The 25,638-nt window shown below is 57.3% G+C and carries 25 protein-coding genes; 9 read left to right on the top strand and 16 right to left on the bottom strand.

Going from position 1 to position 25,638, the window contains the following annotated elements:
• The first annotated feature begins 49 nt into the window (after positions 1-49).
• The 3 genes from AC0B60_RS03725 to AC0B60_RS03715 all read left to right on the top strand — a co-directional run bounded on the left by AC0B60_RS03725 (position 50) and on the right by AC0B60_RS03715 (position 1,855).
• A complete protein-coding gene (locus AC0B60_RS03725) occupies positions 50-682 on the top strand; it encodes a MarC family protein (protein ID WP_465084130.1) in 633 nt (210 codons plus the stop codon).
• Positions 682-1,236, top strand: coding sequence for a gamma-glutamylcyclotransferase (locus AC0B60_RS03720; RefSeq protein WP_465084128.1), 555 nt, complete (start codon positions 682-684; stop codon positions 1,234-1,236). The genes AC0B60_RS03725 and AC0B60_RS03720 overlap by 1 nt, the downstream gene beginning before the upstream one ends.
• Before the next feature lie 184 nt (positions 1,237-1,420).
• Complete coding sequence (locus AC0B60_RS03715) at positions 1,421-1,855, top strand: hypothetical protein (RefSeq protein WP_465084126.1); 435 nt, start codon at positions 1,421-1,423, stop codon at positions 1,853-1,855.
• On the opposite strand, the gene AC0B60_RS03710 is transcribed toward AC0B60_RS03715, so the two are convergent.
• Positions 1,828-2,733: a DMT family transporter gene (locus AC0B60_RS03710; RefSeq protein ID WP_465084124.1), complete on the bottom strand. Its 906-nt coding sequence runs from the start codon at positions 2,731-2,733 to the stop codon at positions 1,828-1,830. The genes AC0B60_RS03715 and AC0B60_RS03710 overlap by 28 nt on opposite strands.
• A gap of 237 nt (positions 2,734-2,970) precedes the next feature.
• Here AC0B60_RS03710 and AC0B60_RS03705 point away from each other — a divergent pair, with 237 nt between their 5' ends.
• Entirely contained in the window at positions 2,971-3,918 is a 948-nt protein-coding gene (locus tag AC0B60_RS03705; protein WP_465084122.1) for a LysR family transcriptional regulator, read from the top strand.
• Between the two features lie 14 nt (positions 3,919-3,932).
• Here the strand turns inward: AC0B60_RS03705 and AC0B60_RS03700 are convergent, their stop codons facing one another.
• The 7 genes from AC0B60_RS03700 to AC0B60_RS03670 all read right to left on the bottom strand — a co-directional run bounded on the left by AC0B60_RS03700 (position 3,933) and on the right by AC0B60_RS03670 (position 12,285).
• Complete coding sequence (locus AC0B60_RS03700) at positions 3,933-4,859, bottom strand: branched-chain amino acid ABC transporter permease (RefSeq protein WP_036211493.1); 927 nt, start codon at positions 4,857-4,859, stop codon at positions 3,933-3,935.
• 4 nt (positions 4,860-4,863) lie between these two features.
• On the bottom strand, positions 4,864-5,754 hold the full coding sequence (locus AC0B60_RS03695) for a branched-chain amino acid ABC transporter permease (RefSeq protein WP_465084686.1): 891 nt from the start codon (positions 5,752-5,754) through the stop codon (positions 4,864-4,866).
• Positions 5,755-5,799: 45 nt separating this feature from the next.
• A complete protein-coding gene (locus tag AC0B60_RS03690; protein ID WP_465084120.1) occupies positions 5,800-7,017 on the bottom strand; it encodes an ABC transporter substrate-binding protein in 1,218 nt (405 codons plus the stop codon).
• A 31-nt stretch (positions 7,018-7,048) separates the two neighbouring features.
• Positions 7,049-7,768, bottom strand: a complete 720-nt coding sequence (locus tag AC0B60_RS03685; RefSeq protein ID WP_465084118.1) for an ABC transporter ATP-binding protein — start codon at positions 7,766-7,768, stop codon at positions 7,049-7,051.
• Entirely contained in the window at positions 7,758-8,546 is a 789-nt protein-coding gene (locus tag AC0B60_RS03680) for an ABC transporter ATP-binding protein (RefSeq protein ID WP_007155128.1), read from the bottom strand. The genes AC0B60_RS03685 and AC0B60_RS03680 overlap by 11 nt, the downstream gene beginning before the upstream one ends.
• A 204-nt stretch (positions 8,547-8,750) precedes the next feature.
• Positions 8,751-11,258, bottom strand: a complete 2,508-nt coding sequence (locus tag AC0B60_RS03675; protein ID WP_465084116.1) for an acyl-CoA dehydrogenase — start codon at positions 11,256-11,258, stop codon at positions 8,751-8,753.
• Positions 11,259-11,397: 139 nt separating this feature from the next.
• Entirely contained in the window at positions 11,398-12,285 is an 888-nt protein-coding gene (locus tag AC0B60_RS03670; RefSeq protein ID WP_465084115.1) for an AEC family transporter, read from the bottom strand.
• Positions 12,286-12,491: 206 nt separating this feature from the next.
• On the opposite strand from AC0B60_RS03670, the gene AC0B60_RS03665 reads away from it, so the two are divergent.
• Entirely contained in the window at positions 12,492-13,664 is a 1,173-nt protein-coding gene (locus AC0B60_RS03665; RefSeq protein WP_465084113.1) for a MalY/PatB family protein, read from the top strand.
• 5 nt (positions 13,665-13,669) lie between these two features.
• On the opposite strand, the gene AC0B60_RS03660 is transcribed toward AC0B60_RS03665, so the two are convergent.
• Both AC0B60_RS03660 and AC0B60_RS03655 read right to left on the bottom strand, forming a co-directional pair.
• The gene (locus AC0B60_RS03660; RefSeq protein ID WP_465084111.1) at positions 13,670-14,209 is read right to left on the bottom strand and encodes a carbohydrate-binding protein; all 540 of its coding nucleotides are present in this window, start codon (positions 14,207-14,209) and stop codon (positions 13,670-13,672) included.
• 47 nt (positions 14,210-14,256) lie between these two features.
• Entirely contained in the window at positions 14,257-15,180 is a 924-nt protein-coding gene (locus AC0B60_RS03655; protein WP_465084109.1) for a DMT family transporter, read from the bottom strand.
• Positions 15,181-15,429: 249 nt separating this feature from the next.
• Here AC0B60_RS03655 and AC0B60_RS03650 point away from each other — a divergent pair, with 249 nt between their 5' ends.
• Positions 15,430-16,035 (top strand): PEP-CTERM sorting domain-containing protein, encoded by a 606-nt coding sequence (locus AC0B60_RS03650; RefSeq protein WP_465084107.1) that lies wholly within the window; start codon positions 15,430-15,432, stop codon positions 16,033-16,035.
• 71 nt (positions 16,036-16,106) lie between these two features.
• On the opposite strand, the gene AC0B60_RS03645 is transcribed toward AC0B60_RS03650, so the two are convergent.
• Positions 16,107-17,555: a succinylglutamate desuccinylase/aspartoacylase family protein gene (locus AC0B60_RS03645; RefSeq protein ID WP_465084105.1), complete on the bottom strand. Its 1,449-nt coding sequence runs from the start codon at positions 17,553-17,555 to the stop codon at positions 16,107-16,109.
• A 221-nt stretch (positions 17,556-17,776) separates the two neighbouring features.
• Here AC0B60_RS03645 and AC0B60_RS03640 point away from each other — a divergent pair, with 221 nt between their 5' ends.
• A complete protein-coding gene (locus tag AC0B60_RS03640; RefSeq protein ID WP_007155136.1) occupies positions 17,777-17,935 on the top strand; it encodes a YqaE/Pmp3 family membrane protein in 159 nt (52 codons plus the stop codon).
• A gap of 43 nt (positions 17,936-17,978) precedes the next feature.
• Here AC0B60_RS03640 and AC0B60_RS03635 read toward each other — a convergent pair whose 3' ends face one another.
• Positions 17,979-19,616 (bottom strand): MBL fold metallo-hydrolase, encoded by a 1,638-nt coding sequence (locus AC0B60_RS03635; RefSeq protein ID WP_465084102.1) that lies wholly within the window; start codon positions 19,614-19,616, stop codon positions 17,979-17,981.
• A 288-nt stretch (positions 19,617-19,904) separates the two neighbouring features.
• Between AC0B60_RS03635 and AC0B60_RS03630 the strand changes: the two genes are divergently transcribed.
• Positions 19,905-20,333, top strand: a complete 429-nt coding sequence (locus tag AC0B60_RS03630; RefSeq protein WP_465084100.1) for a thioesterase family protein — start codon at positions 19,905-19,907, stop codon at positions 20,331-20,333.
• Between the two features lie 3 nt (positions 20,334-20,336).
• On the opposite strand, the gene AC0B60_RS03625 is transcribed toward AC0B60_RS03630, so the two are convergent.
• From AC0B60_RS03625 to AC0B60_RS03610, 4 genes are all read right to left on the bottom strand, one after another.
• Positions 20,337-21,611, bottom strand: coding sequence for an MATE family efflux transporter (locus tag AC0B60_RS03625; RefSeq protein ID WP_465084684.1), 1,275 nt, complete (start codon positions 21,609-21,611; stop codon positions 20,337-20,339).
• Between the two features lie 268 nt (positions 21,612-21,879).
• Positions 21,880-22,377: a thiol peroxidase gene (gene tpx / locus AC0B60_RS03620; RefSeq protein WP_465084098.1), complete on the bottom strand. Its 498-nt coding sequence runs from the start codon at positions 22,375-22,377 to the stop codon at positions 21,880-21,882.
• A gap of 102 nt (positions 22,378-22,479) precedes the next feature.
• On the bottom strand, positions 22,480-23,685 hold the full coding sequence (locus tag AC0B60_RS03615) for a multidrug effflux MFS transporter (protein WP_465084096.1): 1,206 nt from the start codon (positions 23,683-23,685) through the stop codon (positions 22,480-22,482).
• Positions 23,686-23,908: 223 nt separating this feature from the next.
• Positions 23,909-24,820 carry a LysR family transcriptional regulator gene (locus AC0B60_RS03610; RefSeq protein WP_465084094.1) on the bottom strand — a complete coding sequence of 304 codons (912 nt, stop codon included), beginning with the start codon at positions 24,818-24,820 and terminating at the stop codon, positions 23,909-23,911.
• A 138-nt stretch (positions 24,821-24,958) separates the two neighbouring features.
• Here AC0B60_RS03610 and AC0B60_RS03605 point away from each other — a divergent pair, with 138 nt between their 5' ends.
• Positions 24,959-25,630, top strand: a complete 672-nt coding sequence (locus tag AC0B60_RS03605) for a haloacid dehalogenase type II (RefSeq protein ID WP_465084092.1) — start codon at positions 24,959-24,961, stop codon at positions 25,628-25,630.
• Positions 25,631-25,638: the final 8 nt, after the last annotated feature.

The raw sequence follows: 25,638 nt of genomic DNA, 5'->3' as shown, positions 1-25,638 counted from the left end.
GCGACTGTCGCTATGCTATGCCGTTTTTACCCTGGGCCGGATATTTCGAATGTTTGAAACCTTTGTCAGTACCTACATCAGCAGCACGATCCGTTTTATGTTCCTGCTGGCGCCGTTCTTTGTCGTAACCATGTTCCTGGCGCTCACTCGGGGCCTGCCTGCGGCTGAGAAGAGTTCCATCATCCGCCGTTCCACGGTGTCCGCACTGATTCTGGGGCTGGTGCTGTTCTTTGTCGGGCCACTGTTGTTCAGCGCGATCGGTATTACCCTGAACTCGTTTAGGATCGGCGCTGGCAGCCTGCTGTTCCTGACCGCCATCAGCCTGGTCACCAGCGGTACCCGCAACCATGCCACCGGGCTGCCGGAAGAGGATAGGGACGACATTGCCGTGGTGCCGCTGGCCATTCCAGTGATGATTGGCCCGGCTACCATCGGTGCCATTCTGGTCTACGGTGCGGAGCTGAACCGTGTCCCCGAAGTGGTCGGCGGGTTGTTGGGGCTGGTTTCAGGGTTGGTTATCCTGGCGGTATTGCTGCATCTGTCCGGATACCTGGAAAAGGCACTGGGTACCACCGGGCTGAATATACTCTCCAAGATCAGCGGCCTGATATTGTCCGCCATGGCGGCGGAAATTGTACTGACAGGCATTGCTGGATTCATTGCTTCCACGGCGACCACCTGATGTCTTTCGATACCGTAGCGCACAATCGCAGTCGCCAGCAGTTTGACGGAGTGTCCTCCGTGTGGCTGTTCGGCTATGGTTCGCTGATTTACAAGGTAGATTTTCCATTCCTTGAGCAGCAGGCGGCAACGATTGAAGGCTGGGCCCGACGTTTCTGGCAGGGTTCCCATGACCATCGCGGTACCCCGGCCGCTCCCGGCCGGGTAGTGACGCTGGTCAGCCAGCCGGGCGCACGGTGTAAGGGCATGGCCTATCGCGTGTCACCGGAGGTCTTCGAGCACCTGGATGTGCGGGAGAAGAACGGCTATCTGCGTTTCACGACCTCTATGGCATTTGATGATGGCAGTCGTGCAGATGGCCTGGTCTACATTGCCACTGAAGATAATGCCGCTTTTCTGGGGCCGGCGTCGCCCCTTGAGATTGCCAGCCAGATCGCGCGTTCCTCCGGGCCGAGTGGCCCTAACAGCGAGTATCTACTGAAGTTGGCTGAGGCTCTGAGAACCCTCGGTGATGACGACCCCCACGTGTTCGAACTGGAATCCCATCTGCTTTAATTCTGTTTGGAAGGTGAGCGGGCCATGGTGACTGTAAAGACCGCCCATGCCTACGTAAAAGAAGTGCAAAGCCGCCGCTGATCGCCTGACTTTCCCCGGCAATTCCGTACTCTTAAATCAGGGAGCACCCACACAGTGTTCGTGGATGCTGAATCCGGGATCTGAAAAGATCGGGAGAAGAACCATGAAAATGTATCTGATAGGCAGTTGTCTTGTTGGCTTAGTGATGGTTACCAGCCCGGCTGTGGCGGAGTCTGACAGGCGGGAAAACCACAGGGCAGGGTTCCACCAGAAAGTGGACCACGACAGGGGCATACCCCACCACAAGAAGCTTCTGTCATCCCGGCACCGCGATGCGGATGCGCACCACGGCCACCGGGATCGCAAGCATGGCTGGAAAAACAAGGCGCACAACCGACACAAACACGGTTGGAAGAATAAGAAGTACCACCAAAAAAAGCATGGTTACCATGGCCACAAACGCCATTGGAACAAACATCGTCACCATTACCGGGATGACGGTGGCACCCGTTTCCGGTTCTATTACAACAACGGCACCTACCCTATGGAGTATCAAGTGCTGCAGGGTGCTCAGCTACTGATTGACGTAACCCGTTGATTATCTGGGTTGAAGCCTCTCGCCGGCGCCTGTGAGCGGCGCCGGCTCTTCAGTCCAATCATTATCAGCGGCACGACGATCATGGTGCTGCCAGCCAGGAACCAGAGGTCCGGCACTTCGGAGAACCAGATCCAGCCAATGCCGACTGCCCAGATCAGTCCGGTGTACTCGGCGCTGGTGACCTGATTGGCATCCACCTGCTGGTAGGCCAGCAATACGGTGATGTTGTAGCCTAGGATAAACAGGGCTGATCCCAGGGCGCTGACGAGTATGGAGCTGTCCCAGGCAGCGCCTTCCCAGAGTGCCAGAGCACCGGCGGCGGGGATGATCAGTGCGTAGTTCAGAAATAGCTTATGAACGGTGGATTGCTGTTTGGGCAGCTTACGCACCATGACGGCGTTGATGGCCAGTGCGAAGGCGGAGGCCAGTGCTGCTATCGCGGCCCAGTTGAATTCCACTGGCCGGAGGATGACGACGATGCCGCCAAACCCGCTGAAGACGGCAAAGACGCTCAACGGGGTGAGTCTTTCCCAGAATATGAATACGGACAACACCATGACCAGGATGGGGGCGGCGTAGAACACGGCGTTGGCGGTGGCCAGTGGGAGGTTGCCAAGGGCAACGACCATGCACAGTATGCCTACGAGGTGCACGTGGGCCCGCACGGCGTGGACTTTGATGCCGGAAAACAGGTGCTTCCGGTTGAGTTGTCCGGCCAGGGGCAGCAACAGCAGCAGGGTGATGACGCAGCGTAGGAAGGCAAACTGGAACACGGGGGCGCCGGGTTCCAGCAGTTTGATGAAGACGTCGCTGATCAATGCCATGGCGTTGCCGATCACCAGCAGAAGAATTGCACTGTTTACGGTTTTGCCTGACATGATTTCGGCTCCTCTTGGTTTTCCTCCGATATTGGAGTTGTCGCCCTGCACACCACCCTTTCCAAAACACGCTCCTTCGGCACATCCATGTGACGCTTGGACTCCGCCATCCATGGCTCCGTACAGTTTTGGAAAGGGTGGTGTGCAGGGCTCCCTTAACCTTGTGATAATGAGTCTACTGCTGTATTAATATCCGATAAAATGATCTTTGATCACTTATCATTAGAAAATTAGATAATGAAACTTCCACCTCTCAAAGCCCTGCCCGTCTTCGAAGCCGTTGCCCGGCTGAACAGCTTTTCGCTGGCAGCGGAGGAGCTGGCGGTCAGTCAGAGCGCGATCAGTCATCAAATCAAGCAGTTGGAAACCTATCTCGGTGAGAAACTGTTCTGGCGCAGTGGCCGCACTCTGACGTTGACCGATGAAGGCCGGCAGTATTTGGATGGCGTGGGGTCGGCGTTGTTGCAGATTGAACGGGTGAGTGAGCAGTTACTGGGGCATGAGGAGTCGCGGTTGCGGCTGTCGGTGTTCAGTTCGTTTGCGGTGCGCTGGCTGGTGCCGCGGTTGCCGGACTTGCAGCGGGAGTATCCGCAACTGGATCTTTCCCTGGAGATGAGCAGTGAGAACCCGGTGCTGTCCGACCGGGTGGCGGACTGTTTTATCACTATCAAGCCGTCTTCCGCGGCATTCAGTTATGAGTTGCTGTATACCGAGCGGCTGTTTCCGGTGTGCAGCCAGGATTACTGGCAGCGTATACGCCGGGAACTGGGTCGGGATTCGGAGGTTGAGGGAAGGGATGAGCCAGAGCTGTCGTCGGAGGAGGTGTCACGGTTTCCGCTGCTTTCTACCCACAGCATTTTCGACAAGGCGGCCGGTGACTGGGAGGCTTGGTACCGGGCGGTGGATCAGAAAATTCCCGGTACGGCGCGGATACAGCACTTCAGCCACATGTTGCTGGCTCTGGAGGCGGCCCGGTTCCATCAGGGCATCGCGTTGACCAACGATTACATGCTGAGCACACGGCAGGATTCGGGGGATTTTGTCCGTTTACCCTGCCACTCGGTGATGACGGGCGACAAGTTCTATTTCGCCTGGAAAACCAGCCGGCGGCGCGAGCGTGGGCTGCAGGTGCTGCGGCGCTGGCTGGTGGACGAGGCCATTCGCGGTGGCTTACGAGGCGAGTGACCTGGCCCGGCGGCCTATTTATCCGCCTTCTTTTTCAGCAGCCGGTGTTGTATCTCACCGACGATGCCGCGGCGGAATACCATCACGCAGACGACGAACACAGTCCCCAGGATCACCTGTACCCAGGAGCCGAATGCCGACAGTTCATGGCTGAGTGCGCCGACGGTAATCGCACCCAGTACCGGTCCGAAGATGGTGCCAAGGCCTCCCACCAGTGTCATCAGGATGACTTCCCCGGAGGTTTGCCAGTGCGCGTTGGTTAATGCCGCAAACTGGAATATCACGGCTTTTGTGGCACCGGCGGTTCCGGCGAGTGTGGCGGAAATGATAAACGCCAGTAGCTTGAAATGGTCGACGTCGTAACCGAGCGAGAGTGCTCTGGATTCGTTTTCCCGGATGGCCTGGAGGACCTCGCCAAAGGGGGAGTTGATGGTTCGGTGGATAATGGCGAAACCGATCAGGAACACCGCAAACACAAAGTAGTACATGGCGATTTCGTTGTTGAGACTGATGAAACCGAAAAGCTCACCACGGGGAATGCCCTGCAGGCCGTTTTCGCCGCCTGTGAACGGCATCTGAAGCGCCAGAAAGTAGATGATCTGCGCCAGCGCCAGAGTCACCATGGCAAAGTAGATGCCCTGTCGGCGGATGGCGAGGAAGCCGAAGATCGTGCCGAGGATCAGGGCAAACCCGGTGCCGGCAAGAATGCCGAAAATCGGCCCGAATCCCCATTCTTTGGTCACGTAGCCAGTAATGTACGCGGCACCGCCGAAGAACGCGGCATGTCCGAACGAAAGCAACCCGGCGTATCCGAGCAGCAGGTTGAAGGCGCAGGCGAAGAGCGCGAAGCACAGCAGGTCCATCACAAAGACGGGGTAGGCGTAGAAGGGCGCGCCAAGGCCGGCGACCAGCATAATGATAAACAGAACGCGGTTGATCATGGCCTTACTTCTCCTTACCGAATAAGCCAGCGGGGCGGAACAACAGCACCAGCACCATCAGGAAGAAGATCACGGTGCTGGCCGCTGGCGGGTAAAACACTTTGGTAAGGCCTTCAATCAGGCCCAGCGCAAGCCCGGATAGAATGGCGCCCATAATCGAGCCCATGCCACCGATCACCACGACGGCAAACACGACGATGATCAGGTCTGCGCCCATCAGCGGGCTGACTGAGTAGATCGGGGCCGCGAGCACGCCCGCCAGGCCGGCGAGACCGGCTCCGAAGGCAAAGGTGAGGGTAATCATCAGCGGCACATTCAGGCCAAACGCCTGGGTCAGGTCCGGGTTTTCGACACCGGCCCGCAGCCGTGAACCCAGTTTGGTGTGTTCGATGAAGTACCAGGTGGCGAAACAGACCACCAGGGAGAAAATAATGGCAAACAGCCGGTAGGTCGGGAAATACATGAACCCAAGATTTACGACGCCACTGAGGCTCTCGGGTTGTCCTGGATACGGTGTGCCAGAGACATTGAAATAGTTGGCAAACAAGCCCTGAAGAATCAGCGTAATGCCGAAGGTCAGCAACAGACCATAGATGTGGTCGAGGTCATAGAGACGCTTGAGCATGAAGCGCTCAATGGTCACACCCAGAATGCCGACGATCAGGGGCGCCACCAGCAGTGACGCCCAGAATCCGATTTGAAGGCTGATACCGAACCACTGCTCCAACAGGGAGTAGCCAATCAGTGCGATGAAGGCGCCCAGCATGTACATGGCACCGTGGGCAAAGTTGATGATATTCAGTAACCCGAATATCACCGCGAGCCCGAGGCTCAACATGGCGTAGAACACACCCACATTCAGCCCAAGCAGAGCCTGGGCCAGTATGACCTGCATCGACACGTTGGCTATCTCCCCTGAAACAGTGGTTAATCGGCGTGGTTAGTTAACCAGCTGACACTTGGAGTCTTCCAGCGAGATGTAGGCCTGATCCGCGGGGATCTTCGAGACCACCCGCAGCAGGTCCCATTCCTCGCTGGCTTCGTCCGGTTTCTTCACTTCCACCAGATACATGTCGTGGAGCATGGAGCCATTGGGAAGAATCTTGCCGCCCTTGACGAACATATCGTTCAGGGTCATGTCACCCAACTCGGCGCGCACGGTGTCGCTGTTATCAGAGCCGGTTGCCTTGACCGCTTTCAGGTAGTTGGTAACGGCTGAGTAAACGCCAGCATGAACCATGGTAGGCATGGCGTTGTGGCGTTCATAGAAACGGCGGGACCAGGCTTCGGTCTCGTCATTCTGATTCCAAACGAATGCAGTGGTGAACTGCAGGCCCTGAGCAATATCCAGACCCATGCTGTGGACATCGGTGATAAACACCAGCATACCGGCGAGTTTCTGTCCGCCCTGAACGATGCGGAACTGGTTGGCCTGTTTGATGGCGTTTACGGTGTCCTGGCCGGCATTGGCCAGACCGATAACGTCGGCTCCGGAAGATTGGGCCTGTAGCAGGTAGGAAGAGAAGTCGTTGGTGGACAGCGGCGCATTGACGTTGCCAACCACCTCGCCACCGAGGCTTTCCACCACGGCGCCAGTGTTATCCCGCAAAGAGTGGCCGAAGGCGTAGTCGGCGGTAATGAAGAACCAGCTTTCACCGCCATTCTTGACCATCGCCGTTGCAGTGCCTACCGGCAGCGCGTGAGTGTCGTAGACGTAGTGAATACCGTAAGGCGTGCACTGTTCTTCTGTCAGTGCGGTGGTTCCGGCCCCGGTATTCATGGTGATGATTTTCTTGTCGTTAGCCAGCCCCTGAACCGACAGTGCAACCGAAGAGTTGTCGAGCGCAGTGATCATGTCGACCTCGTCCGCATCGATCCACTCACGGGCGGTGCTGGCACCGATATCCGGCTTGTTCTGGTGATCCGCTGAAATGATTTCGATCGGTTTACCCATCACCGAGCCGCCAAAGTCCTCCACCGCCATCTTGGCGGCGGTTACCGCGCCCGGCCCTTCAAGGGCCTTGTAAACGCCGGACATGTCACTGAGGACACCGATTTTAACTTTGCCCTCGGACAGCTCCGCGGCTGCGGTGAGAGGCATTGCCAGTGTGGCGGCTGCCACGGCGCCTGCCAGTCCTGATTTCCAGTGCTTGAACATGGTGGGATTCCTTTTGTTATTAGATTCGGGTTCAGACACTCAGGTGCCTGTTTAACTGCTCTTTCTTGGCCTCGAGATCGGCCGCTTCTATCTGCTCAACCACTCGTCCGTGCTCAATCACATAATGTCGGTCGGCCAGCGGAGCGGCAAAGCGGAAATTCTGTTCAACCAGGATGATGGTAAATCCCCTGTCACGCAGCTTGCGGATGACATCATCCAGGGATTTGAGGATAACCGGCGCGAGTCCTTCGGTTATCTCGTCCAACAACAGGAGATTGGCGCCGGTGCGAAGGATGCGGGCAATGGCCAGCATCTGCTGTTCGCCACCAGAGAGCTTGGAACCCTGGCTTTTGCGGCGTTCCTCAAGATTCGGGAACATTTTGTAAATCTCGTCCACAGACATCCCGCCATCGGCCACCACTGGGGGCAGTTCCAGGTTCTCGTCCACATTGAGAGACGCAAAGATCCCCCGTTCCTCGGGGCAATAGCCCAGCTTGCCAACGTGCGCAATGCGGTGGGTGGGCATGTTGATGATTTCGGTGCCGTGGATTTTGATCGAGCCGGTTCGTTTGCTGACCAGCCCCAGAATCGACTTGAGTGTGGTGGTGCGTCCGGACCCGTTGCGGCCAAGCAGGGTAATGACCTCTCCTTCCAGCAGAGTCAGATCAAGCCCATGAAGAATGTGGGATTCGCCGTACCAGGCGTGAAGATTCTCGATTCTGAGCATTTCCGGGCGTTGATCAGGCTGCATCGGTGGTCCCCATATAGGCTTCCATAACGGCGGGGTTGGTCGATACCGTGTCGTAGTTACCTTCGGCCAACACCTCTCCGCGGTTCAGAACGGTAATGGTGTCGGCCAGCGTGGAAACCACATTAAGGTTGTGCTCAACCATGACGATGGTTCTGCCATCCACCACCTTGCGAATCAGCTCGGTAACCGTGCCTACGTCTTCCGAACTCATGCCCTGGGTCGGTTCATCGAGCAACATGAGCCTGGGCTTAAGTGCAATGGTGGTGGCGATCTCCAGTGCCCGTTTCTGTCCGTAGGCGAGTTCCACCGCCTTGGTATCGGCAAAGGGGCCCAGGCCAACTTGTTCGAGGGTGGCCTGGGCCTCCTCATTCAGCTGGTCAAGAATGCGTACCGGCCGCCAGAAGTGATAGGAAATGCCCAGCTTGCGTTGCAGGGCAACCCGCACGTTTTCGCGGGCAGACAGGTGGGGAAATACCGCTGAAATCTGAAAAGAGCGAATCAGCCCCTGCTGGGCAATGCCCGCGGGGCGTGCGTTGGTAATGTCTTTTCCAGCGTAGATGATCTGCCCGGCGCTGGGCTTGAGAAATTTGGTCAACAGATTAAAGAACGTCGTTTTCCCGGCCCCATTCGGGCCTATCAACGCATGTATGGAGCCTGTCTTGACGTTGATGCTGACGTCACTGATGGCGGTAAAGCCTTTGAAATCCTTGGTCAGGTTCCTGGTTTCCAGGATGGTTGAGGATGGTTGTGTCTGCTCGCCTACAGCCTGCTCTTCCACGGAAAGACACCCCTTTCAATTCAGGTGAGCGGCGCTGATGCCGCGTGTTTTTATTCGTTGTTGTGACAGCTGGTTTCTTGAAAGGTCGCAAATACAGCTATTTGAACCGACATTCAGTAATAGTCGGCGAATGTGGATTCTGTCAAGAATGGGAGAGGGGAACAGTGGGGGAGACACGCCCCGTTGAGGGCGTGTCTTTAGTGGTTATTCTTCGTCACGTGGCGGGCGTTCGACCACTTTGCGCTTACCTTTGGCACACCGGGACAGGGCCTTCAGCCCGTCAGCTTCGAAGGCATCCACGCGGATGACGTCGTAGAGTGCTTCCAGTGCCTCCAGGAGTTTGTCGCATTCGTCTTTCTGAACAACGCCCTGCTCGCAGGCCCAGTCCACCAGTTCTTTACGCTGGTGCCCCATCAGCAGGTCGATGCCGCCCAGCTCGTCTTCATCACGATTGCGCAGGGCCTCATGGAGTCGATCACGCATGTCCTTGGTTTCATTGGCCAGCCGGTAGGCGTTCAGTACACGACCTAAAGGATCGTCCGGATCGGTATTGATGTAGCTGCCACGGCTGATGCGCTGGCGCAACGGTGTATCCTTGACGATGCTGGCGGCCACCTCCGTGCCCAGGGCGTCGTCTGGACCGTTGAGGCCGGTGGCGCCAAGCGGAAATACCAGCACCCGCAGAGGCCAGCGCAGCAGTGGAGCCGGGAAGTTGATGATCAGCTCGCGCATGGATGTCTTGAGGTCCCGCAGGCTGGTCTGGAGGCACCATTCCACCAGCGGGCGCTGGTCTTCGGGATACCCTTCCTCATGCCATTGCTTGATGACGGCGGTGGCGTAATACAGATGTACAAGGCAGTCCGCCATGCGGCCGGACAGACGCTGGCGTGCCTTGAGACCGCCACCTACCGTGAGCAGGGTAACGTCGGTCATCAGGGCGAACGCGGCCGAGAATCGGGCAAGCTGGCGATAGCTGGATTGAATCCCGCCCTGTCGTGGCACGGGTTCTAGCAAGCCGCCGGTAAGCGCCAGCAATAACGAGCGTAACGCATTGCGCGTGGTGTGAGCGATATGGCGGTAAAAGATGCCGTCGAACTTTGCGACGGCGGCCTTTTTATCGTCCATGCCCGCAGCTTCTATCTCTTCAACAATATACGGGTGGCAGCGGATAGCGCCCTGGCCAAACACCATCAGGCTGCGGGTGAGGATGTTTGCGCCTTCCACCGTGATGCCGATGGGCACCGCCTGGTATGCCCTGGCCAGGAAGTTGCGGGGGCCGGTAATAACACCGCGGCCGGCAACCACGTCCATGGCATGGTTGATCACCGTGCGCATGAGGTCGGTATTGCGGTACTTGAGTACCGCAGAGGGCACGGAGGGGCGTACGCCCCGGTCCAGCATGCCGGACGTCAGCAATCGGGCAGCATCCATCATATAGGTGTAGCCGGCGATGGGTTCGAGCGCCTCCTGAACCCCTTCAAACTGGCTGATGGACCGGCCGAACTGTTCCCGGGTCAGGGCATAGGAGCCTGTGGCCATGCTGGCCACTTTGCCAGCGCCGGTACCCAGTGCGGGCAGGGAGATGGAGCGGCCGATGGACAGGCATTCCAGCAGCATCTTCCAGCCTTTGCCCAACATGTCCTGGCCGCCAATCACCTGATCCATGGGGATAAACACGTCGTTGCCCCAGGTCGGACCGTTCATGAACACAGTATTCATGGGCAGGTGACGGGCGCCGGAGTGAACCCCTTCCAGGTCCTGTGGAACCATCACGCAGGTAACGCCGATCTCGTCGGAGTCGCCCAGCAGTTTGTCCGGGTCATACACCTTGATGGCCAGGCCAATCAGCGTCGCTACCGGTGCCAGGGTTATGTAGCGCTTGTTCCAGGTGACCTTCAGGCCCAGCACTTCCTTGCCATTCCACTGTCCCTTGCAGACGATGCCTTTGTCCGGGATGGCTCCGGCGTCGGAACCGGCGACCGGAGACGTCAGTGCAAAGCAGGGAATTTCCTCGCCACCGGCCAGTCGGGGGAGGTAATGCTCCTTCTGGGAATCCGTGCCGTATTCCATCAGCAACTCGCCCGGACCAAGCGAGTTTGGAACCATCACGGTCACGGCGGCGGACACGCTGCGAGTGGAAATCTTCATTACGATCTCAGAGTGGGCGGTGTGGGAAAAGCCCTTACCGCCCTGCTCTTTGGGGATCATCAACCCGAAGAAACCGTTTTCGCGAATGAACTTCCAGACCTTGTTGGGCAGGTCGTAGTCTTCGTGGGTAATTTTCCAGTCATCCAGCATGCCGCAAAGCTTTTCGACTGGCCCGTCAAGGAACGCCTGTTCTTCGCTGGAGAGGTGGGCCGGTTTGGCGTCGAGCAGTTTTGACCACTTGGGTTGTCCTGAGAAAAGCTCGCCATCCCAGTCAACGGTACCCGAACGCAGAGCTTCGGCTTCGGTATCCGAGAGTTTCGGGAGCCGGCCGCGTACCCAGTTCAGCAGCGGAGCACTGAGCTTTTCGCGCCGCAGATCACCTGGCAGAACCAGCACCAAGCTGAGGGCAAGCAGCCCGCCACCAAACAGTATACTGAGGATGTGCCAGCCATCCTGAAACAGCCCGACGACCGTTGCAATCACCAACACGGCGGCGGCAGTGGTGCCGCCTATACCAAGGTAGATCAGTACCAGCGCACTGATCAGCAGAAGCAGAACACTCATGGGCGGATCTCCATATCGAGAAGAAATTCAACCTGAATCGTTCTTACCTTCGGCCAAAGCCAGAGAGGTTGCAAGCGCTTGCGTTGGTGATCGTGATACGCCGGACAGGATTCCGGCATTATTCGTTATCGGAAAACGTTCATACGTAGCCTGCGGTAAAGACCAGGCCCAGCACTATGGGCATCACCACAAGGCTTCCGAGGTTACTGATAAGCACCAGTGACGCGACTTTATGAGGTTCCTGTTGATACTGCTCCGCCAGCATGTAGTTCAACACAGCTGAGGGCATGGCGGCGAAGACCCACAAAGCAGCTACCTGCAGGCCCGGTAGATCCAGAATCGCTATCATTGGCCAGGCAAGAATCAATCCGGATGCGGGCGCGGAAATAGCGCCCAGAACCCCGAGTTTCCAGTCGCTGAAATCTACGTCCAGCATGCGAACACCGAGAGTAAAGAGCATGAGCGGGATACACACGCCGCCTAGCATATTCAGGGTTTCCAGCAGCCATTGTGGCATGGGTACGCCACCGAAGTTGACGGTAAGGCCGGCGATGCTTGCAGCAATAACCGGTATGCGAAGCCGTTTTATGATCGACGTGTGCGGATCCAGCATGTAGATGCCCACGGTAAAGTGCAGCAGCATTTCCACGACGAATAGGACAACGGCCGCTGGCAGGGCGGCCTCGCCAAAGGCGAATACCAAAATCGGGATACCCATGTTGCCGGAATTGTTGAACATCATCGGCGGCAGGAAGGTTTTAAGGTTCAGGTTCAGAACCCTGGCCAACGGATAGAGCACGATGCCGGAGCCGAGCACCACCACCGTTGCCGCCAGAGCCAGGCTGGTGTAATCCTGAAGTGGCGCCTGTTGGTCGGCCAGAACCGCGAACACCAGCATGGGCACGAACAGCTCCATATTAAGGGTGTTCAAGCCTTTTATGTCTGGAGTGCGATATCGGCCGTAAAGGGTGCCACAACCGGCGATCAGAAAGACCGGCAACATCGTGGACAGGATCTGGGCAAGCATTCAAAGGCTCCGGGGTTGGATCAGGATGAGCGGATAACTCGTTAGGTTCGCAATTATACCTGGGTTCCAGGCAAGTAAAACCTGTGCCTCTGTGACCAACGCTGAATCTCTCCTGAAGCCGGTGGAACGGCGCCTGGCTTGCACGAATTACGACGACTGCCACAGAATGGCCTTTCGTAACTTACCATCCTAGCGGAGAGCCCCTCGTGCCCGAGACCTTTGACCAGCCTGTCCAGCGGGAAAACACCTGTTCAGTGAAGTTTGATGCCCGCAATGCGGTATTCGGCAGGGATGACATTATTCCCCTGTGGGTAGCGGATATGGACTTTCCGGGACCGGAATCAGTGACCAAAGCTCTGGAAGAGCGGGCAAGGCACCCGATATACGGCTATACACTGTTTCCGGAGAGCCTGTACCAGTCGGTCATGGACTGGTTTGAACATCGGCATGGCTGGGTCATCGAGCGGGACTGGCTATTGATGGCACCGGGCGTGGTCCCTTCGCTGCACGCCTCGGCATTGGCATTTGCCGGGGAGGGCGAAGGGGTGATTATACAGCCTCCGGTTTACCCGCCTTTCTTCAGCGCCATTCGAAAAACCGGTCGTGTGGTGATTGAAAGCCCGCTGGACCAGGTGGATGGCCGTTATCAGATGAATCTTGAGCACCTTGAGGCCTGTGCGGCGAGGGATGATGCCAAAGTTTTGTTACTGTGCTCGCCCCACAACCCGGTCGGGCGGGTGTGGAGCGAAAGCGAACTCAGGGAGGTACTGGCGATTGCCCGGCGCCACAACCTGGTGGTGGTGTCGGATGAAATTCATTGTGACCTGACCTACCCGGACAAGCCTTCCCATCAGGTACTGGCGACGCTGGCCGACGAAGAGGACGCCCTGATCACAACGATAGCACCCAGCAAATCCTTCAATATGCCCGGCCTGGGGTTGTCGGCACTGGTTGTGAGGAATGCAGAGCATAGGACGTTATTGAAAGACGTCTTCGACGCCATGCACATGAACCAGTGCAATCCATTCAGCATCGCCGGCTTTGAGGCCGGGTATCGCCATGGTGGCCCGTGGCTGGACGAACTCATGATTTACCTACAAGGCAATCGTGATCGGGTGATGGATTACATCCGCCAGTACTTGCCCGCCATCCGGGTAACGGAGCCGGAGGGCACTTATTTGTTGTGGCTCGACTGCCAGGCCCTGGGCATGAGTGATGCGGAGCTGAAGCGGTTTTTTGTGCAGGAAGCGGGTATTGGCATGAACCCGGGCATCACCTTTGGTGAACCCGGCAGCGGGTTCATGCGCATGAATATTGGTTGTCCGCGCCGGGTTCTCGAAACGGCCCTGGAGCAGATACGGCAGGCGCTGACTGAATAACCGGATTAGTCGGCGTTTTCAGCGCCGTTACTGCAGGGATCGTCTACCGGCTGCCAGTGAGGCGGCTGGCTCATGCCGGGCATCTGGCCGTTGCTGGGGCGGATGGCGCGGTAAGTCTGCCCTTCATGGACGGCCATCTGGCCCACGGTATAGCTGCCGCCAAAGCTCCATCGCCCGCGTTCTTTGCAGGTCTGTGGGCGCTCGTTGGACGCTTTTACGTGCGGTTGGCCGGCGTCGGCCTGTGCCTGCGGTTGACGGTTCACCCCACCTTCCGGTTTGCGCTCAGCGACGTTGCTGTCATCACGACTGATGTCGCAATCCGGCACTGACGCCAGTCTTTCCCATTCGAAATCCGCGCCCGGTGTTTTACCCTCGTGGAGTTCGCGGGATTGGTACCAGTCACCCTGGTGAAACACCGTCTGTCCCGGCGGGTAATAGCGGCTCGGTATCCAGGTATTCTCCTTGGGGTCGCAGGGGGCGGCAAACGCTGCGGTGCTGAAAGCCGCTAATATCAATATACCGCCCCATTTGAAGAACCCTGTCATGCCATTGACCATGAATGTCTGCCTTGTCGATATTGGTTGTCGGGTGCTCAACGGTATTTGCGGCGAAGCTCGGTCGTTCGAGTGGCCAGGAACAGTCCGGCCAGAATCAGAAGGCCGCCAATGACATGGAACGTGCCCAGGCGTTCCCCGAGGAAAATGCCCGCCATCACAGATGCAAATACCGGAGTGAGGTACATGAAGATGGCCGCTTTTGCAGGACCAATCCGGTGCACCCCATGATTCCAGAACGCGTAAGCCAGAATACCGGGGAAAATCGCAAAGTACATCATGGGCAGGGCGGTTGATGCGTTCAGTTCGAACCCACCAGAGAAGAACAGCAGGTCCACCAGGAAAAACGGCAATATCACCATGGTACCGCAGGCGATCTGGACGGTCAGAAAGGTCAGTGGCGGCAGCGGTACCGCTTGGCGGCGAAGCAGTACTGAGAACAGGCCCCAACTGGTTACCGCCAGTACCATGATCAGGTCTCCGGGTTGCGCCCGCAAACCGGTCAGCACTGAGAGGTCCCCTCGCGCCACAACCGCCAGGATGCCCAGTACCGCCAGCCCGATTCCGAGAGCCTGAATGGGGCGTGTGCGATTTCCCAACAGTAACCAGGCCAGTAACGCCACCATGATGGGTATGGTGGCGTTAATCAGCGCGATATTGGTGGCCGTGGTGGTCACCGCTGCAAAATAAAGCAGCGAGTTGAACGCACCCACACTGAACGTGGCCAGAGCCAGTATCGACAGCGAATGTTCGCGGATAACCCGGCGTTGGCGCCACACCCCCGGTAGCCCGAAAGGCAGGAGTATGGTCAGGGCAATCACCCAGCGCCAGAAGGACATGGACAGTGGAGGAATCTCGCCAACGACACTTTTGGCCACCACGGCGTTACCGGCCCAGAACAGCGGGGTCAGGACCAGGCCGGTGTAGGCCAGCCATAGCGGTTTTGACGTTTCTGAAAACATGCCGGATCCTGTCTGCGTGAGGGGCTCTCTCCCGGTGGAGGGGCAGAAACAGGGCAGGATACTACAGAAGGGGCATAGGGTCGCCGTCGTTACTGTCGGGGTTTTTTACATAAGCGCCAAATTCTATGTCTTTATATTTATACAAGGCATTGATTTATTGTTAAAAATAACTGAATGGCATTGTGTGTGCCTAAGGTTCGTCTCGGTATTAACCAAGAATACTTGAGAACAATCCAAGGAGTAGTAACCATGCGGCATCTCAAGCTCACAATAGCATTGCTGGTTTCAATGTGTCTGCCGGCCATGGCCAGTGCAGCGCTAATTTCGGCCAGCTATGCGGTCAACCTGAATGATTCGGACCCTGGACTGGTTGTTGATTCTGCAGACTACGCAGCGAATCCGTTTTCTTTTGATTTGAATGCGGGTGAAAGTGTGACCTTTAACCTGTTCAAGATCTGGACAACCGAAGGCGCCGTTAACAGCGACGACGAAGTGCCCCAGCCGATTTCGGTCGATTTCAACTTCACCTCGCCGGGGCTGATGAATGGTTCCGTAAACGGAAACACTTCGGGTGACACCGAGCTTTTCGGTTTTTTCCAGGAAGGCATCCTTTCCTGGGGGGCGCCTCTCCAGCTTGCCTTCGGAGCGCTTGGCGACGGTCTTCTTGAAGTTAGCCTTTTTGACGCTGAATTCAATGAAGGCTCGTTTTGGGGACTGGGCAATCACGGTGCCAAGGTGAAAGCCAAGATTGAACTGATCTCTGAAGCCAGCGAAGTACCCGAACCAAGCACTCTGGCTCTGCTGGGCTTGGGTCTGCTTGGTATGGGAATGCGAGCCCGTCGTCGTTCAGCTTGAACGGTAGCGCTTCGTAGTATCCCGAAAGTTGAAGAATGAAACGGGGTCAGAGCTTGCTCTGACCCCGTTTTTTATTCCCCGGGTACTTCCGCCTCGGTACCGACGTGGTAAGCCGCAAAACCAGCCATGACCACCTGATCCACCGCCATGCCGATAATCCGGCCGTTGCTACGGGCGCGAATGGGGTGTTGTGCGTTGGTGATGGGATCTGACACATAGCCGAGAATTTCCCCTTCGCTCACCTTGGCACCCAGTTTAATGTCGCTGAACAGTATGCCCCCGTGTTCGGCTCTTACCCACTCGGAATCGTAGTAGACGGGCTCAGGGTCTCCCCAGACAAACATCCTCGAGATCATGCCCTCCTTGTCCATCAGGCTGGTCAGGCTGTTCACCCCGGCCTTGATCTGGTGCTCCTGGATACGCAGTGATTCGCCGGCCTCCATGGTGACGGACCGGATGCCCGCTTCGACGGCGGCGTGTCGAAGCATGCCGGTAGTGCCTGTACTGTGGACCACCGCCATGCGATCAAAACCCCGGGTCAGTTCTGCCACTTCAGGGTCGTTCATGTCCGCACGCAGTTGGGGCAGGTTGGTGCGTTTGAGAGACCCGGTGTGGATATCCACCAACATGTCGCAATGACGGATCACGTTCTCGAACAGGGAGTGGGCGATCCGGTCTGCCAGACTGCCATCGGTGCTTCCGGGAAAGTGGCGATTGAGGTCACGGCGGTCGGGAAGATAGCGGCTGCCCTGCTGGAAACCCGGCAGATTGACGATGGGGATGCCGATCACCCGGCCCGAGAGTTTGTCCGGTTCCAGGTCATACATGGTGCGGCGGATGATTTCGATGCCGTTGAGCTCATCACCGTGAACGGCACCGGTCAGGCACAGGTTGGGGCCGGGTTTGGACCCATTCACCACCAGTACCGGCGTTGGTTGCGACAGGCCGGCAATCTGGATAGCGGGGGACCAGGCCAGGCGTGTGGAGGTGCCAGGCAGAACTTCGGCCCCCAGCATTTTCAGGCTGGTGGCCTTTTCGGGTTCCGCCACCTCAGCAGGTTTCTCTACTACGCTCTCATCGGCCCCTGTTGCAGCATCGGCTTCCTGGGTAGCAGGTTTGGTCTGCTCAGCCGTGTCTTCTGGCTTCGAAGGTTCCGGTTCGGCAGGCTCGGCGGGCTTTGGAGGCGGTGCCACCTCCTTTAAATCAACGTTGGGTGCCACTTCTTCCACGGTCGGCTCGGTGGTGGAAGCCGGTGTTTTATCCTGGGAGGTTGGTTCCTCATTGGATTTCTTCGTGGTGTCTGTTTTACCGCTATCATTTTTCGGTTCAGACGCGCGCAAGGGTTCCGAATGCTCGACATCCTCAACACTCTCGTCCTCGGCAAGCTCCGCAACGAGCATCTCCGTGTTGTCGGAGTCATCGGACTTGTTTGCGTGGACGGCAGGGATTGAGACCAGGCTGCCAGTCAGGGTAAAAATCAGGCCAGCGCGAAACAGATGTGTCAGCCAGCGATACAGCATAATTCCTCTCGGGTTCTCAGCCAGTGTGGGGCTTGTTGTCCGGTCTATGAAAGCGGTACAAGGATAGAGCCCCTGTTGATTCATGAATACGGCTGTGACAAAGGTTTAATGCCACTTTCATGAACTCGTTGTGTATTTCCGCAAAATGATCTATTCAAAGAGGTTACAGGATGCGGATTGTCGTTCTGTACCCGTTATACGTTCGATGGAGGATAAACTGTATGGATCTTTTGCGAGTTCTGGTTGCGATTTTGTTACCGCCGTTGGGCGTCTTCTTACAGGTGGGGATTGGCAAGCACTTCTGGATCAACATCCTGTTGACGATTCTCGGCTATATACCGGGCATCGTTCACGCGGTCTGGATCATTGCCAAGAAATAACCGGCCCCTGAAGAAGGGGCCGGAGTGGCAAGGCTTGCTGGGCTCAGGTATGTGATGTGGCGTGCCAGGTTTCGCCCTCCCGACGAGCCCGCTTCTCCACCTCAAGCTTCTGAAGGTGTGCGAGTGCTGAACGAGCTGCCAAGCCATGAATGGCTGCTGGAACATCATCATAAGCCTTTGCGGTCAGATCCTTCAGGTTGGCTGAGGCGAGATTTTCCAGAGCCCTGGCAACTTTATGTTCACGGGCCAGACGATGCGTGATGAGATAGTCGATCACCGATTCGGGGCGCGCCATCAGGAAACCATGGGCTGGGGCGATATAACGAACGGATTCGGCCAGCAGGTCGTACAGCGACTCCAGATAGGCTTTCATATCGCCGTCTGGCGGATTGATGACCACGGTGGAGCCCTGCATGATGTGGTCTCCAGAAAACAGCAGACCCTGTTCCAGAAGCAGATAGCAAAGATGGTTGGAGGCATGCCCTGGGGTGTGAAGAACTTTTAGCGTGCCAGCCTCGGTGACAATCAAGTCACTATTCACCGGCTCTACATCCGGGGCAAACGTCTGGTCCTGAGCTGGGCCTGCCGGAGCCCGCTGACCGTAAACACGACAGCCGGTTCTTGCTTTCAGTGCCACTGTTGCCGGCGAGTGGTCCTGATGGGTATGAGTGACCACCACCTGATCAATCGCGCCACCAGTGAGTTCCAGAATCCGCTCAATATGTGTTGCGTCGTCCGGGCCGGGGTCCAGCACCGTGAATCGTTCGTGGCCAAGCACATAGGTATTGGTGCCTGGGCCAGTCATCATTCCCGGGTTTGGTGCGGTCAGGCGAACCACACCGGCAGCCACCTCCACTGGTTCCCCGGGAACAATATCCGCGTGTGTGGAGCCTGCCCCCTCCGGGTCCAGCTTTACGGCTTCATCATAAGCCGGCGCTCCCGGCTCCAGCATCGTGGTCTTGTCTTTCTTGACCGCCGGCCACGGCTTGCTGGGATAGGGTTCCGGTGGATTAGCGTGGACATAGCGCATCAGTGCTTCAGTGGTGTCAAACTCTGCCAGTATCCGCAGCGTCCCAATGGTTGGTAACCCCAAAAGTCGACGACCACTGCGGTAATCTTCCAGAGCTTCCTCCGGGCTCAGCCAGACGTGGTCAATGGTCTCCTCACCGTCATGACTTGCTCGTTGCCCTTCCGGTGCCACCGCGATGAAAAACCGGGTATCGAAGCGCCGGGGCGGCCCCGGCGGTGTCACCCAGTGCCCGAGGTAGCCCAGACGGTCCAGGGGAATGGTGAGGTTATAGCGATGGCACAGTTCCGCCAGGGTTAACTCACCTTTAAACAGAGCTTCGCGGTCGCTGTGAACGGGATGGTACTGAGTCAGCTCAGCACCTTTTTCATCAACGGCTAACAGAATGCCTGCTTCCTCAAAACACTCCCGGACAGCCGCAAGCATGTAGTCGGAGCCACCTTCATCCATGGCCATTGTCTGGCTGATTTCGGTATCAGCCCGCCCGATTGCGTGGGCCCGCCCATTATTTTCCTGATCGTCGACAGAACCACCGGGAAAGACAAAATAGCCCGGCATGAATACTGCGTCCCAGGTTCGTTGCAGCAACAGTATTTTCGGACCTTCGTCGGTGTCTTTGGTCAAAACCAGCGTAGCAGCAGGGCGAATATCCATGGAGTGTCCGTTGTTTTCACATAGTGGTGCGCGCCAGATTCCTGGGCGGGGATCGGGATGGCCTTTTCAAAACTGTGCGGAGCCATGGATGGCGGAGCCCAAGCGTCACATGGATGTGCTTGAGCGTGTTTTGAAAAGGCCATCCCTATCCCTGCCACTCTAAAGCCAGACGCGCCGAAAATAACTCCCAAGATAACCAATGTGCGGTCTGCTGTCTTGGGGTGTAGGCATGGTTACAACCAAGTATCATTGGGTTCACAGAAAATTCCCCCACACAGGAACTCCGACTTGGCCCGAATCAAGCTTTCTTTCCCAGATGATGTTTTCTATTTTGAAACCAATATGCCGGTTCGGATCACCGATATCAATGGTGCCAACCACCTGGGTAATGATGCGTTGATTTCCATGCTGTCCGAAGCCAGGGCCCAATTCCTGGTGAACTATGGTGTCCAGGAGGCAGACAAAGACGGTGTGGGTATCATCGTGACCGACTTGGCTACGATGTACCAATCGGAGTCTTTCTTCCCGGAAATGCTCAGGTTTGAAGTGGGGCTAATGGACTTCAACAAATATGGCGGGGATTTCGTATTTCGGGTAACGAAGGCGGAGAGCGGGCAGCCCGTAGCACTGGCTAAGTACGGCTTCGTGTTCTTCAACTACCAGCGTAAATCCGTTGTGCCCATGCCAGAGCGTTTCCGGGCCCGATTTGGCGACTAAGAATCAGCCCTCGACGGCCAGCTTTCGGATGCCCTGCCGGTAGAATAGGTAAGCCATGATGCCAGCCATCAGGTTGCCAACTAGCGCACCACTCATCAGGCCGTTGATGCCCCCGATCTGAGCGCCGAGCCAAAGTAGCGGTAAAAAGCATAGGAACAAGCGCAAAACTGACACCAGCAGTGCCCGCATGGCCAACCCCAGTGCATTGCACACAGACACCATCAGCATGCAGATGCCCAGGCCGGTGTAGCTCAGCGGTACCCGTATCAGGTAGCTACCCAGTACCTCGCTGACCGCCCGGTCGCTGGTGAACAGCTCTGACACCAGCCCCGACGCCAATAGCCAGACCAATCCAATGGCCAGTTGCCACACCACCACGAAACGGACAGCCAGGCGTACGAGAACGCGAATCCTTGCAAGCTCCCCGGCCCCGAGCATGCGGCCAATCATGGGCGGCATCGACATAGTCAGCGCCAGCACCACTACGATGGAGAAGAACTCCAGGCGGGTTCCCAAGCCCCAGGCAGCGACGGCGGCGGAGCCAAAGCCCGCCACCAAGGCGGTGGCGAACATGGCTGAGGCTGGCGGCATCAGCTGGCTGACCATGGCCGGTGCCATGATGCCGTTCAATTGTTTGAGTGCCTGGCCCAGGGCCAGCTGCTTGAGGTCGAAGCGTATCCAGCCTGAGCGTAGCAGTTTGGGGTAGATAAACAGGCAGCCAATGCCGAAGGCGGTCACCGTTGCCAAGGCAGCACCCTGCAGGCCCCAGCCAAAGACGAAGATATACAGAGGGTCCAGGGCGATGTTTGCCAGACTGGTCGCGACCATCATGTAGCCGGGGAGCTTGGTGTCACCGTGGGAGCGGCACACGCTATAGCCGAAATAGAGCATGGCGCCGGTCCAGGCGGATAGCAGCCAGGGTATCCAGTAACTACGGATTAGCGGCAGCAAATTCTGTTCGGCACCCAGTCCCACCATGATTTGGGTCTGCAGCAGCCAGAGGGCGATGCACAGAATGATCACCAGAGTGGCGCCAACGGTGACAACGAGGCCGCCCAGGCGTTCAGCCCGGAGTTGGTCGCCTGCGCCAAGGGTTCGGGAAATGATGGCGGTGGTGGCGATGCCCAGGCCCACTTGCAGGCCGATGATGAGCTGTTGCATGGGCAGTGTGAAGCCCAGTGCCGCCAATGGGTCGCGGCCCAGTTGGCCGATAAAGGCGCTGTCGACCAGTTGGAAGGTCATCAGTGACAGCACGCCAAAGAGCATGGGCCAGGTCATGGTGAACAACTGGCGCGGCAGGCTGGCTTGTGGGGCGGCGTTCGTCACGTTGGTGGCTTGGATTCCTGATGGTTTGTTTGGGGGGCGATCTTAGCAGTTTTCGATTTGTGATTGGGTGCAAAGGCCGGGGTCCCTTCCCCAGACACGCCGTGAACCCATCCATGGGGGCTCGGCATTGCCATCCCTGGCAATGCACGGTCTGGGGAAGGGACCCCGGCCTTCGCACATCTATTATGGAGTCGCTTTCAGTGAATAGGAGTACTGGAAATTAGAGTACCGAAAGAGCAGCCTCGTAATTCGGTTCTTCCTTGATTTCACCCACCAATTCACTGTGCAAAACCTTGTTGTTTTCATCCAGAACCACCACCGCACGGGAGGTCAGGCCCGCAAGTGGTCCGTCCTGAATGGCAACGCCGTAATCCTGTTGGAAGCTGTAGTTGCGAAAGCTGGAAAGGGTAATGACGTTTTCCAGGCCTTCGGCGCCGCAGAATCGAGCGGCGGCAAACGGCAGGTCACCAGAGATTACAAGCACCACGGTGTTGTCCAGGCTGCTGGCTTTCTCGTTGAACTTGCGGGTGGAGGTGGCGCAGGTCGGGGTGTCTACGCTGGGCACGATGTTCAGGACTTTGCGCTTGCCAGCCCAGTTGTCGAGGGTGACGTCTTCCAGCCCCTGGGTGGTGAGGGTGAAGTCGGGGGCGGTGTCGCCGTTTTGTGGAAGGGCGCCGCTTACAGTAATCGGGTTGCCGCCGAGTGTGACATTGCTCATGTGGAACTCCCTGCTTCTAACTCAATGGATTTGTGTTTAACAGCTTACTCTGTGTAGCCCATTTTGGATGCTTTTTCATCCGGGAGTCGAGTTAAGTCGGTTTCAGGCGGGTTCAAATCCGGGAGCCGGATGGCGCTGGACCAGCAGCAGGTAGCTGCCCAGGGCACCAATGCCACAGGTGGCAATGATACCTGCCATAACCAGTGACGTACCATCGTGGAAATGCCCCACCAGTGCACCCACGGCTGCAGCAACCACCATCTGGGTGAAGCCGAACAACGCCGATGCGGAGCCGGCCATGCTGGGGAAGTTGGCCAGGGCTCCGGCCATGGTCTGGGGTAGAACCATGCCCACACCTACCATCAGCAGCGATTGGGGGAGAATGACGGCCCAGACGTTATAAATCTGGGCCGTTGCCAGCGCGGCCATTAAAGAACCACCGGCCACTGCCACAATCAGGCCACGGACCAGAATTTGATCAGGCGTCAAAGAGCGGCCCAGGCGGATGGCCGTGAGGTTGCCGCCAATGTAACCGGCTACGATGCAGGCGAAAAACAGACCGAAGTGTTGGGGTTCCACGCCCAGGAAATCAATCAGCACGAACGATGAGCCTGACAGGAAAGCGAACAGGCCAGCGAACGTCAGGGAATTGGTCAGGGTGTACCCCAGGAAGCTTATGTCCGAGGCAATTGCCCGGTAATTATTCCACAGGCTGCTGATGCGAAGGGATTGGCGGTTTTCCGGGCTCATCGGTTCGGGAATGCCCACCGCAACCACTACGGCCATGATCAGCGCGTAGCCACCCAGTGCCAGGAATATTGATGGCCATCCCAGTCCGACAACCATGAACCCACCCAGCGTGGGCGCAACAGCCGGTGCCAGGGCCATGATGCTGGCGAGTATAGCCATGATTTTCGCCGCGTCCCTTGGTGAGTAGATATCCCGCACCGCCGCGCGGCCAAGTACCGGACCGGCGGAGCCGCCCAGCGCTTGAAGGAAGCGGCAGAGGATCAAGGTTTCGATGTTTGTGGCGAGGGCGCATACCACACTGGCAACTGCAAACAGCAGGAAGCCGCCAATCATGATGGGTTTACGTCCGAAACGGTCAGCCAATGGACCGCAGATCAACTGGGCAATGGCGAACCCTGCCATGTAAATGCTCAGCGTAAGCTGTACCTGTCCTGTATTGGCCGAAAGCGCCTCTCCCATGGCGGGTAAGGCAGGCAGATACATATCAATCGCCAGTGGCCCGAGGGCGACTGCGGCTGCCAATAGTATCGTTGTCCAAACACTGGTAAGTGCGAGCATTACTAATCCCGGAATTTTTGGAGTACCGCACTGGGAGAGAGCCGGCCTTCTGAAACCGTGCGGAGCCATGGATGGCGGAGCCGAGCGTACAGGGATGTATTTACAGCGTGTTTCAGAAGGCCGGCTCTCTCCCAGCGCTCAATCTGATAGGAGAAGTTTACGCTTGTACTGTCCTGGGATAACGACCAGCTATTTCATACAACGTATGAACAAATCAGATGGATTAGGTGCCGAGGCCGTTGCTGGTCGCTGCTACGCCGTTGACGTGGTTCCGAATCCAGCGGTGAGCGGGGTCGTTCTGGTTGCGTTTGTGCCACAGCATCAGCAACGTGAATGGCTTGTAGTCAAACGGTAGGGGAGCCCATGAAAACTGTTGCAGTAAGTCCTCACTCATGCGTTTTGGCGCGGTGGCAAGCAGGTCGGTGCCGCGCAGGAAGCCTGGCAGGCCAGAGAAGTTGGAGACCGTCACGGCGGTTCTCCGGGTCAACCCCTGAGCGGCCAATGAGCCCTCGAACGCCGTTTTTTCACCCGTGCCGAATAAGATGGCGATATGGTCCGCCTTCAGGTAATCCGCCAGGGATTCCGGGGGTTGTCGGATGGCGGGATCGTAAAAAACCACCATCTGATCCGCCATCAGGCCCCGCTGCATGATGTCGGTGGTTTCCGGTGCGTGAGGGGAAATAATCAAGTCACACAGGTCTTTGCGTAGCATGTCGGCGGTCGGAATACCCGAAGGGATAACCTGCAGGCGGATGCCCGGAGCTTCCTGTCGTATCACTGACAACAGGCCGGGCAATAGTAGGTCACGTTGGTAGTCGTTGGCGGCGATGGTGAAGGTGAACTCGGCGGTGGCTGGTGTGAAGGGCGGGCCGGATGACAGGGAATGCAGGTCGTCCAGTATCTGGCGAATGTGTGGGCCGGCCTGGAGGGCATGCCGCGTGGGGACGATGCCCCGTCCTGATTTGACGAACAGGGCGTCGCCCAGGGCCTGACGCAGACGGTCTAGGGTGTGGCTGACGGCTGACTGGCTCACGCCCAAGCGTACAGCGGCCCTTGAAACGCTACCCTCGTCCAGCACCGCAATGAAGGTGCTGAGGGAGCGAATGTCGAGGTTGAATGTATCAATGGGGTTCATGAATGGCAGTGTACTCCAGGGATTGGAAGTTGCCCATTCCGATGTGTATGGCGCTACTGATTTGAATAAGCATTCAAAAAATGATGCTGATAGGTTTACGATGTAGCGACGATGATTGAATAAAGAGAGGAGCTACTGATGAAACCAATCCTGGCCTTCGATGTATACGGAACCCTGGTAGACCCTATGGGGATGGCGGACCTGTTGGCGCCGGATGCCGGTGAGGCGGCGGAATCCGTGAGTGCCCAGTGGCGGGAAAAGCAGTTGGAGTTTTCCTTTCGAAAGGGACTGATGCGAATGTACGAGGATTTCGGGGCCTGTACCCGGCAGGCGCTGAGGTATGCGATGGCCAGCCATGGGTTGAGCCTGAGTGGAGAGCGGGAAGATGAGTTGATGGGGGCTTATCTCTCACTGCCAGCGTTTGACGACTCGTTGCCGGCACTCGAATCCCTGAAGGGCGAGTATCGGATGTTTGCCTTTTCAAATGGCACCTATCCGGCGTTGGAGAAGGTACTGGGGCATAACCATTTGCTGGATCTGTTTGAGGGGCTGGTGTCGGTGGATGATATCAAGAGCTTCAAGCCGGACCCTGCGGTGTATGCCTATGCGCGGCGGGCGACCGGAGCCATGGATAAGCCTATGTGTCTGGTGTCCAGCAACTCATGGGACGTCATTGGCGCTCGCGCGGCTGGGTTGACGGCGATTTGGGTGCAGCGAGGCGCTGGGAAGGTTTTTGAAGACTGGGGGATTGAGCCTAACGCGGTGGTCCGGAGTCTTTCCGAATTGCCTGCTACCTTGAATAACCTCTAGATCTGACG

The sequence above is a fragment of the Marinobacter sp. V34 genome, assembly GCF_055524115.1.
Note: the sequence above shows the minus strand (reverse complement) of the source record. Positions and strands in the feature narration are given on the sequence as shown.

Coding starts and splice junctions, on each gene's coding strand:
- AC0B60_RS03725 (WP_465084130.1), top strand. CDS start 50: ATGTTTGAAACCTTTGTCAGTACCTACATCAGCAGCACGATCCGTTTT.
- AC0B60_RS03720 (WP_465084128.1), top strand. CDS start 682: ATGTCTTTCGATACCGTAGCGCACAATCGCAGTCGCCAGCAGTTTGAC.
- AC0B60_RS03715 (WP_465084126.1), top strand. CDS start 1,421: ATGAAAATGTATCTGATAGGCAGTTGTCTTGTTGGCTTAGTGATGGTT.
- AC0B60_RS03710 (WP_465084124.1), bottom strand. CDS start 2,733: ATGTCAGGCAAAACCGTAAACAGTGCAATTCTTCTGCTGGTGATCGGC.
- AC0B60_RS03705 (WP_465084122.1), top strand. CDS start 2,971: ATGAAACTTCCACCTCTCAAAGCCCTGCCCGTCTTCGAAGCCGTTGCC.
- AC0B60_RS03700 (WP_036211493.1), bottom strand. CDS start 4,859: ATGATCAACCGCGTTCTGTTTATCATTATGCTGGTCGCCGGCCTTGGC.
- AC0B60_RS03695 (WP_465084686.1), bottom strand. CDS start 5,754: ATGCAGGTCATACTGGCCCAGGCTCTGCTTGGGCTGAATGTGGGTGTG.
- AC0B60_RS03690 (WP_465084120.1), bottom strand. CDS start 7,017: ATGTTCAAGCACTGGAAATCAGGACTGGCAGGCGCCGTGGCAGCCGCC.
- AC0B60_RS03685 (WP_465084118.1), bottom strand. CDS start 7,768: ATGCAGCCTGATCAACGCCCGGAAATGCTCAGAATCGAGAATCTTCAC.
- AC0B60_RS03675 (WP_465084116.1), bottom strand. CDS start 11,258: ATGAGTGTTCTGCTTCTGCTGATCAGTGCGCTGGTACTGATCTACCTT.
- AC0B60_RS03670 (WP_465084115.1), bottom strand. CDS start 12,285: ATGCTTGCCCAGATCCTGTCCACGATGTTGCCGGTCTTTCTGATCGCC.
- AC0B60_RS03660 (WP_465084111.1), bottom strand. CDS start 14,209: ATGACAGGGTTCTTCAAATGGGGCGGTATATTGATATTAGCGGCTTTC.
- AC0B60_RS03655 (WP_465084109.1), bottom strand. CDS start 15,180: ATGTTTTCAGAAACGTCAAAACCGCTATGGCTGGCCTACACCGGCCTG.
- AC0B60_RS03650 (WP_465084107.1), top strand. CDS start 15,430: ATGCGGCATCTCAAGCTCACAATAGCATTGCTGGTTTCAATGTGTCTG.
- AC0B60_RS03645 (WP_465084105.1), bottom strand. CDS start 17,555: ATGCTGTATCGCTGGCTGACACATCTGTTTCGCGCTGGCCTGATTTTT.
- AC0B60_RS03640 (WP_007155136.1), top strand. CDS start 17,777: ATGGATCTTTTGCGAGTTCTGGTTGCGATTTTGTTACCGCCGTTGGGC.
- AC0B60_RS03635 (WP_465084102.1), bottom strand. CDS start 19,616: ATGGATATTCGCCCTGCTGCTACGCTGGTTTTGACCAAAGACACCGAC.
- AC0B60_RS03625 (WP_465084684.1), bottom strand. CDS start 21,611: ATGACCTGGCCCATGCTCTTTGGCGTGCTGTCACTGATGACCTTCCAA.
- tpx (WP_465084098.1), bottom strand. CDS start 22,377: ATGAGCAATGTCACACTCGGCGGCAACCCGATTACTGTAAGCGGCGCC.
- AC0B60_RS03615 (WP_465084096.1), bottom strand. CDS start 23,685: ATGCTCGCACTTACCAGTGTTTGGACAACGATACTATTGGCAGCCGCA.
- AC0B60_RS03610 (WP_465084094.1), bottom strand. CDS start 24,820: ATGAACCCCATTGATACATTCAACCTCGACATTCGCTCCCTCAGCACC.
- AC0B60_RS03605 (WP_465084092.1), top strand. CDS start 24,959: ATGAAACCAATCCTGGCCTTCGATGTATACGGAACCCTGGTAGACCCT.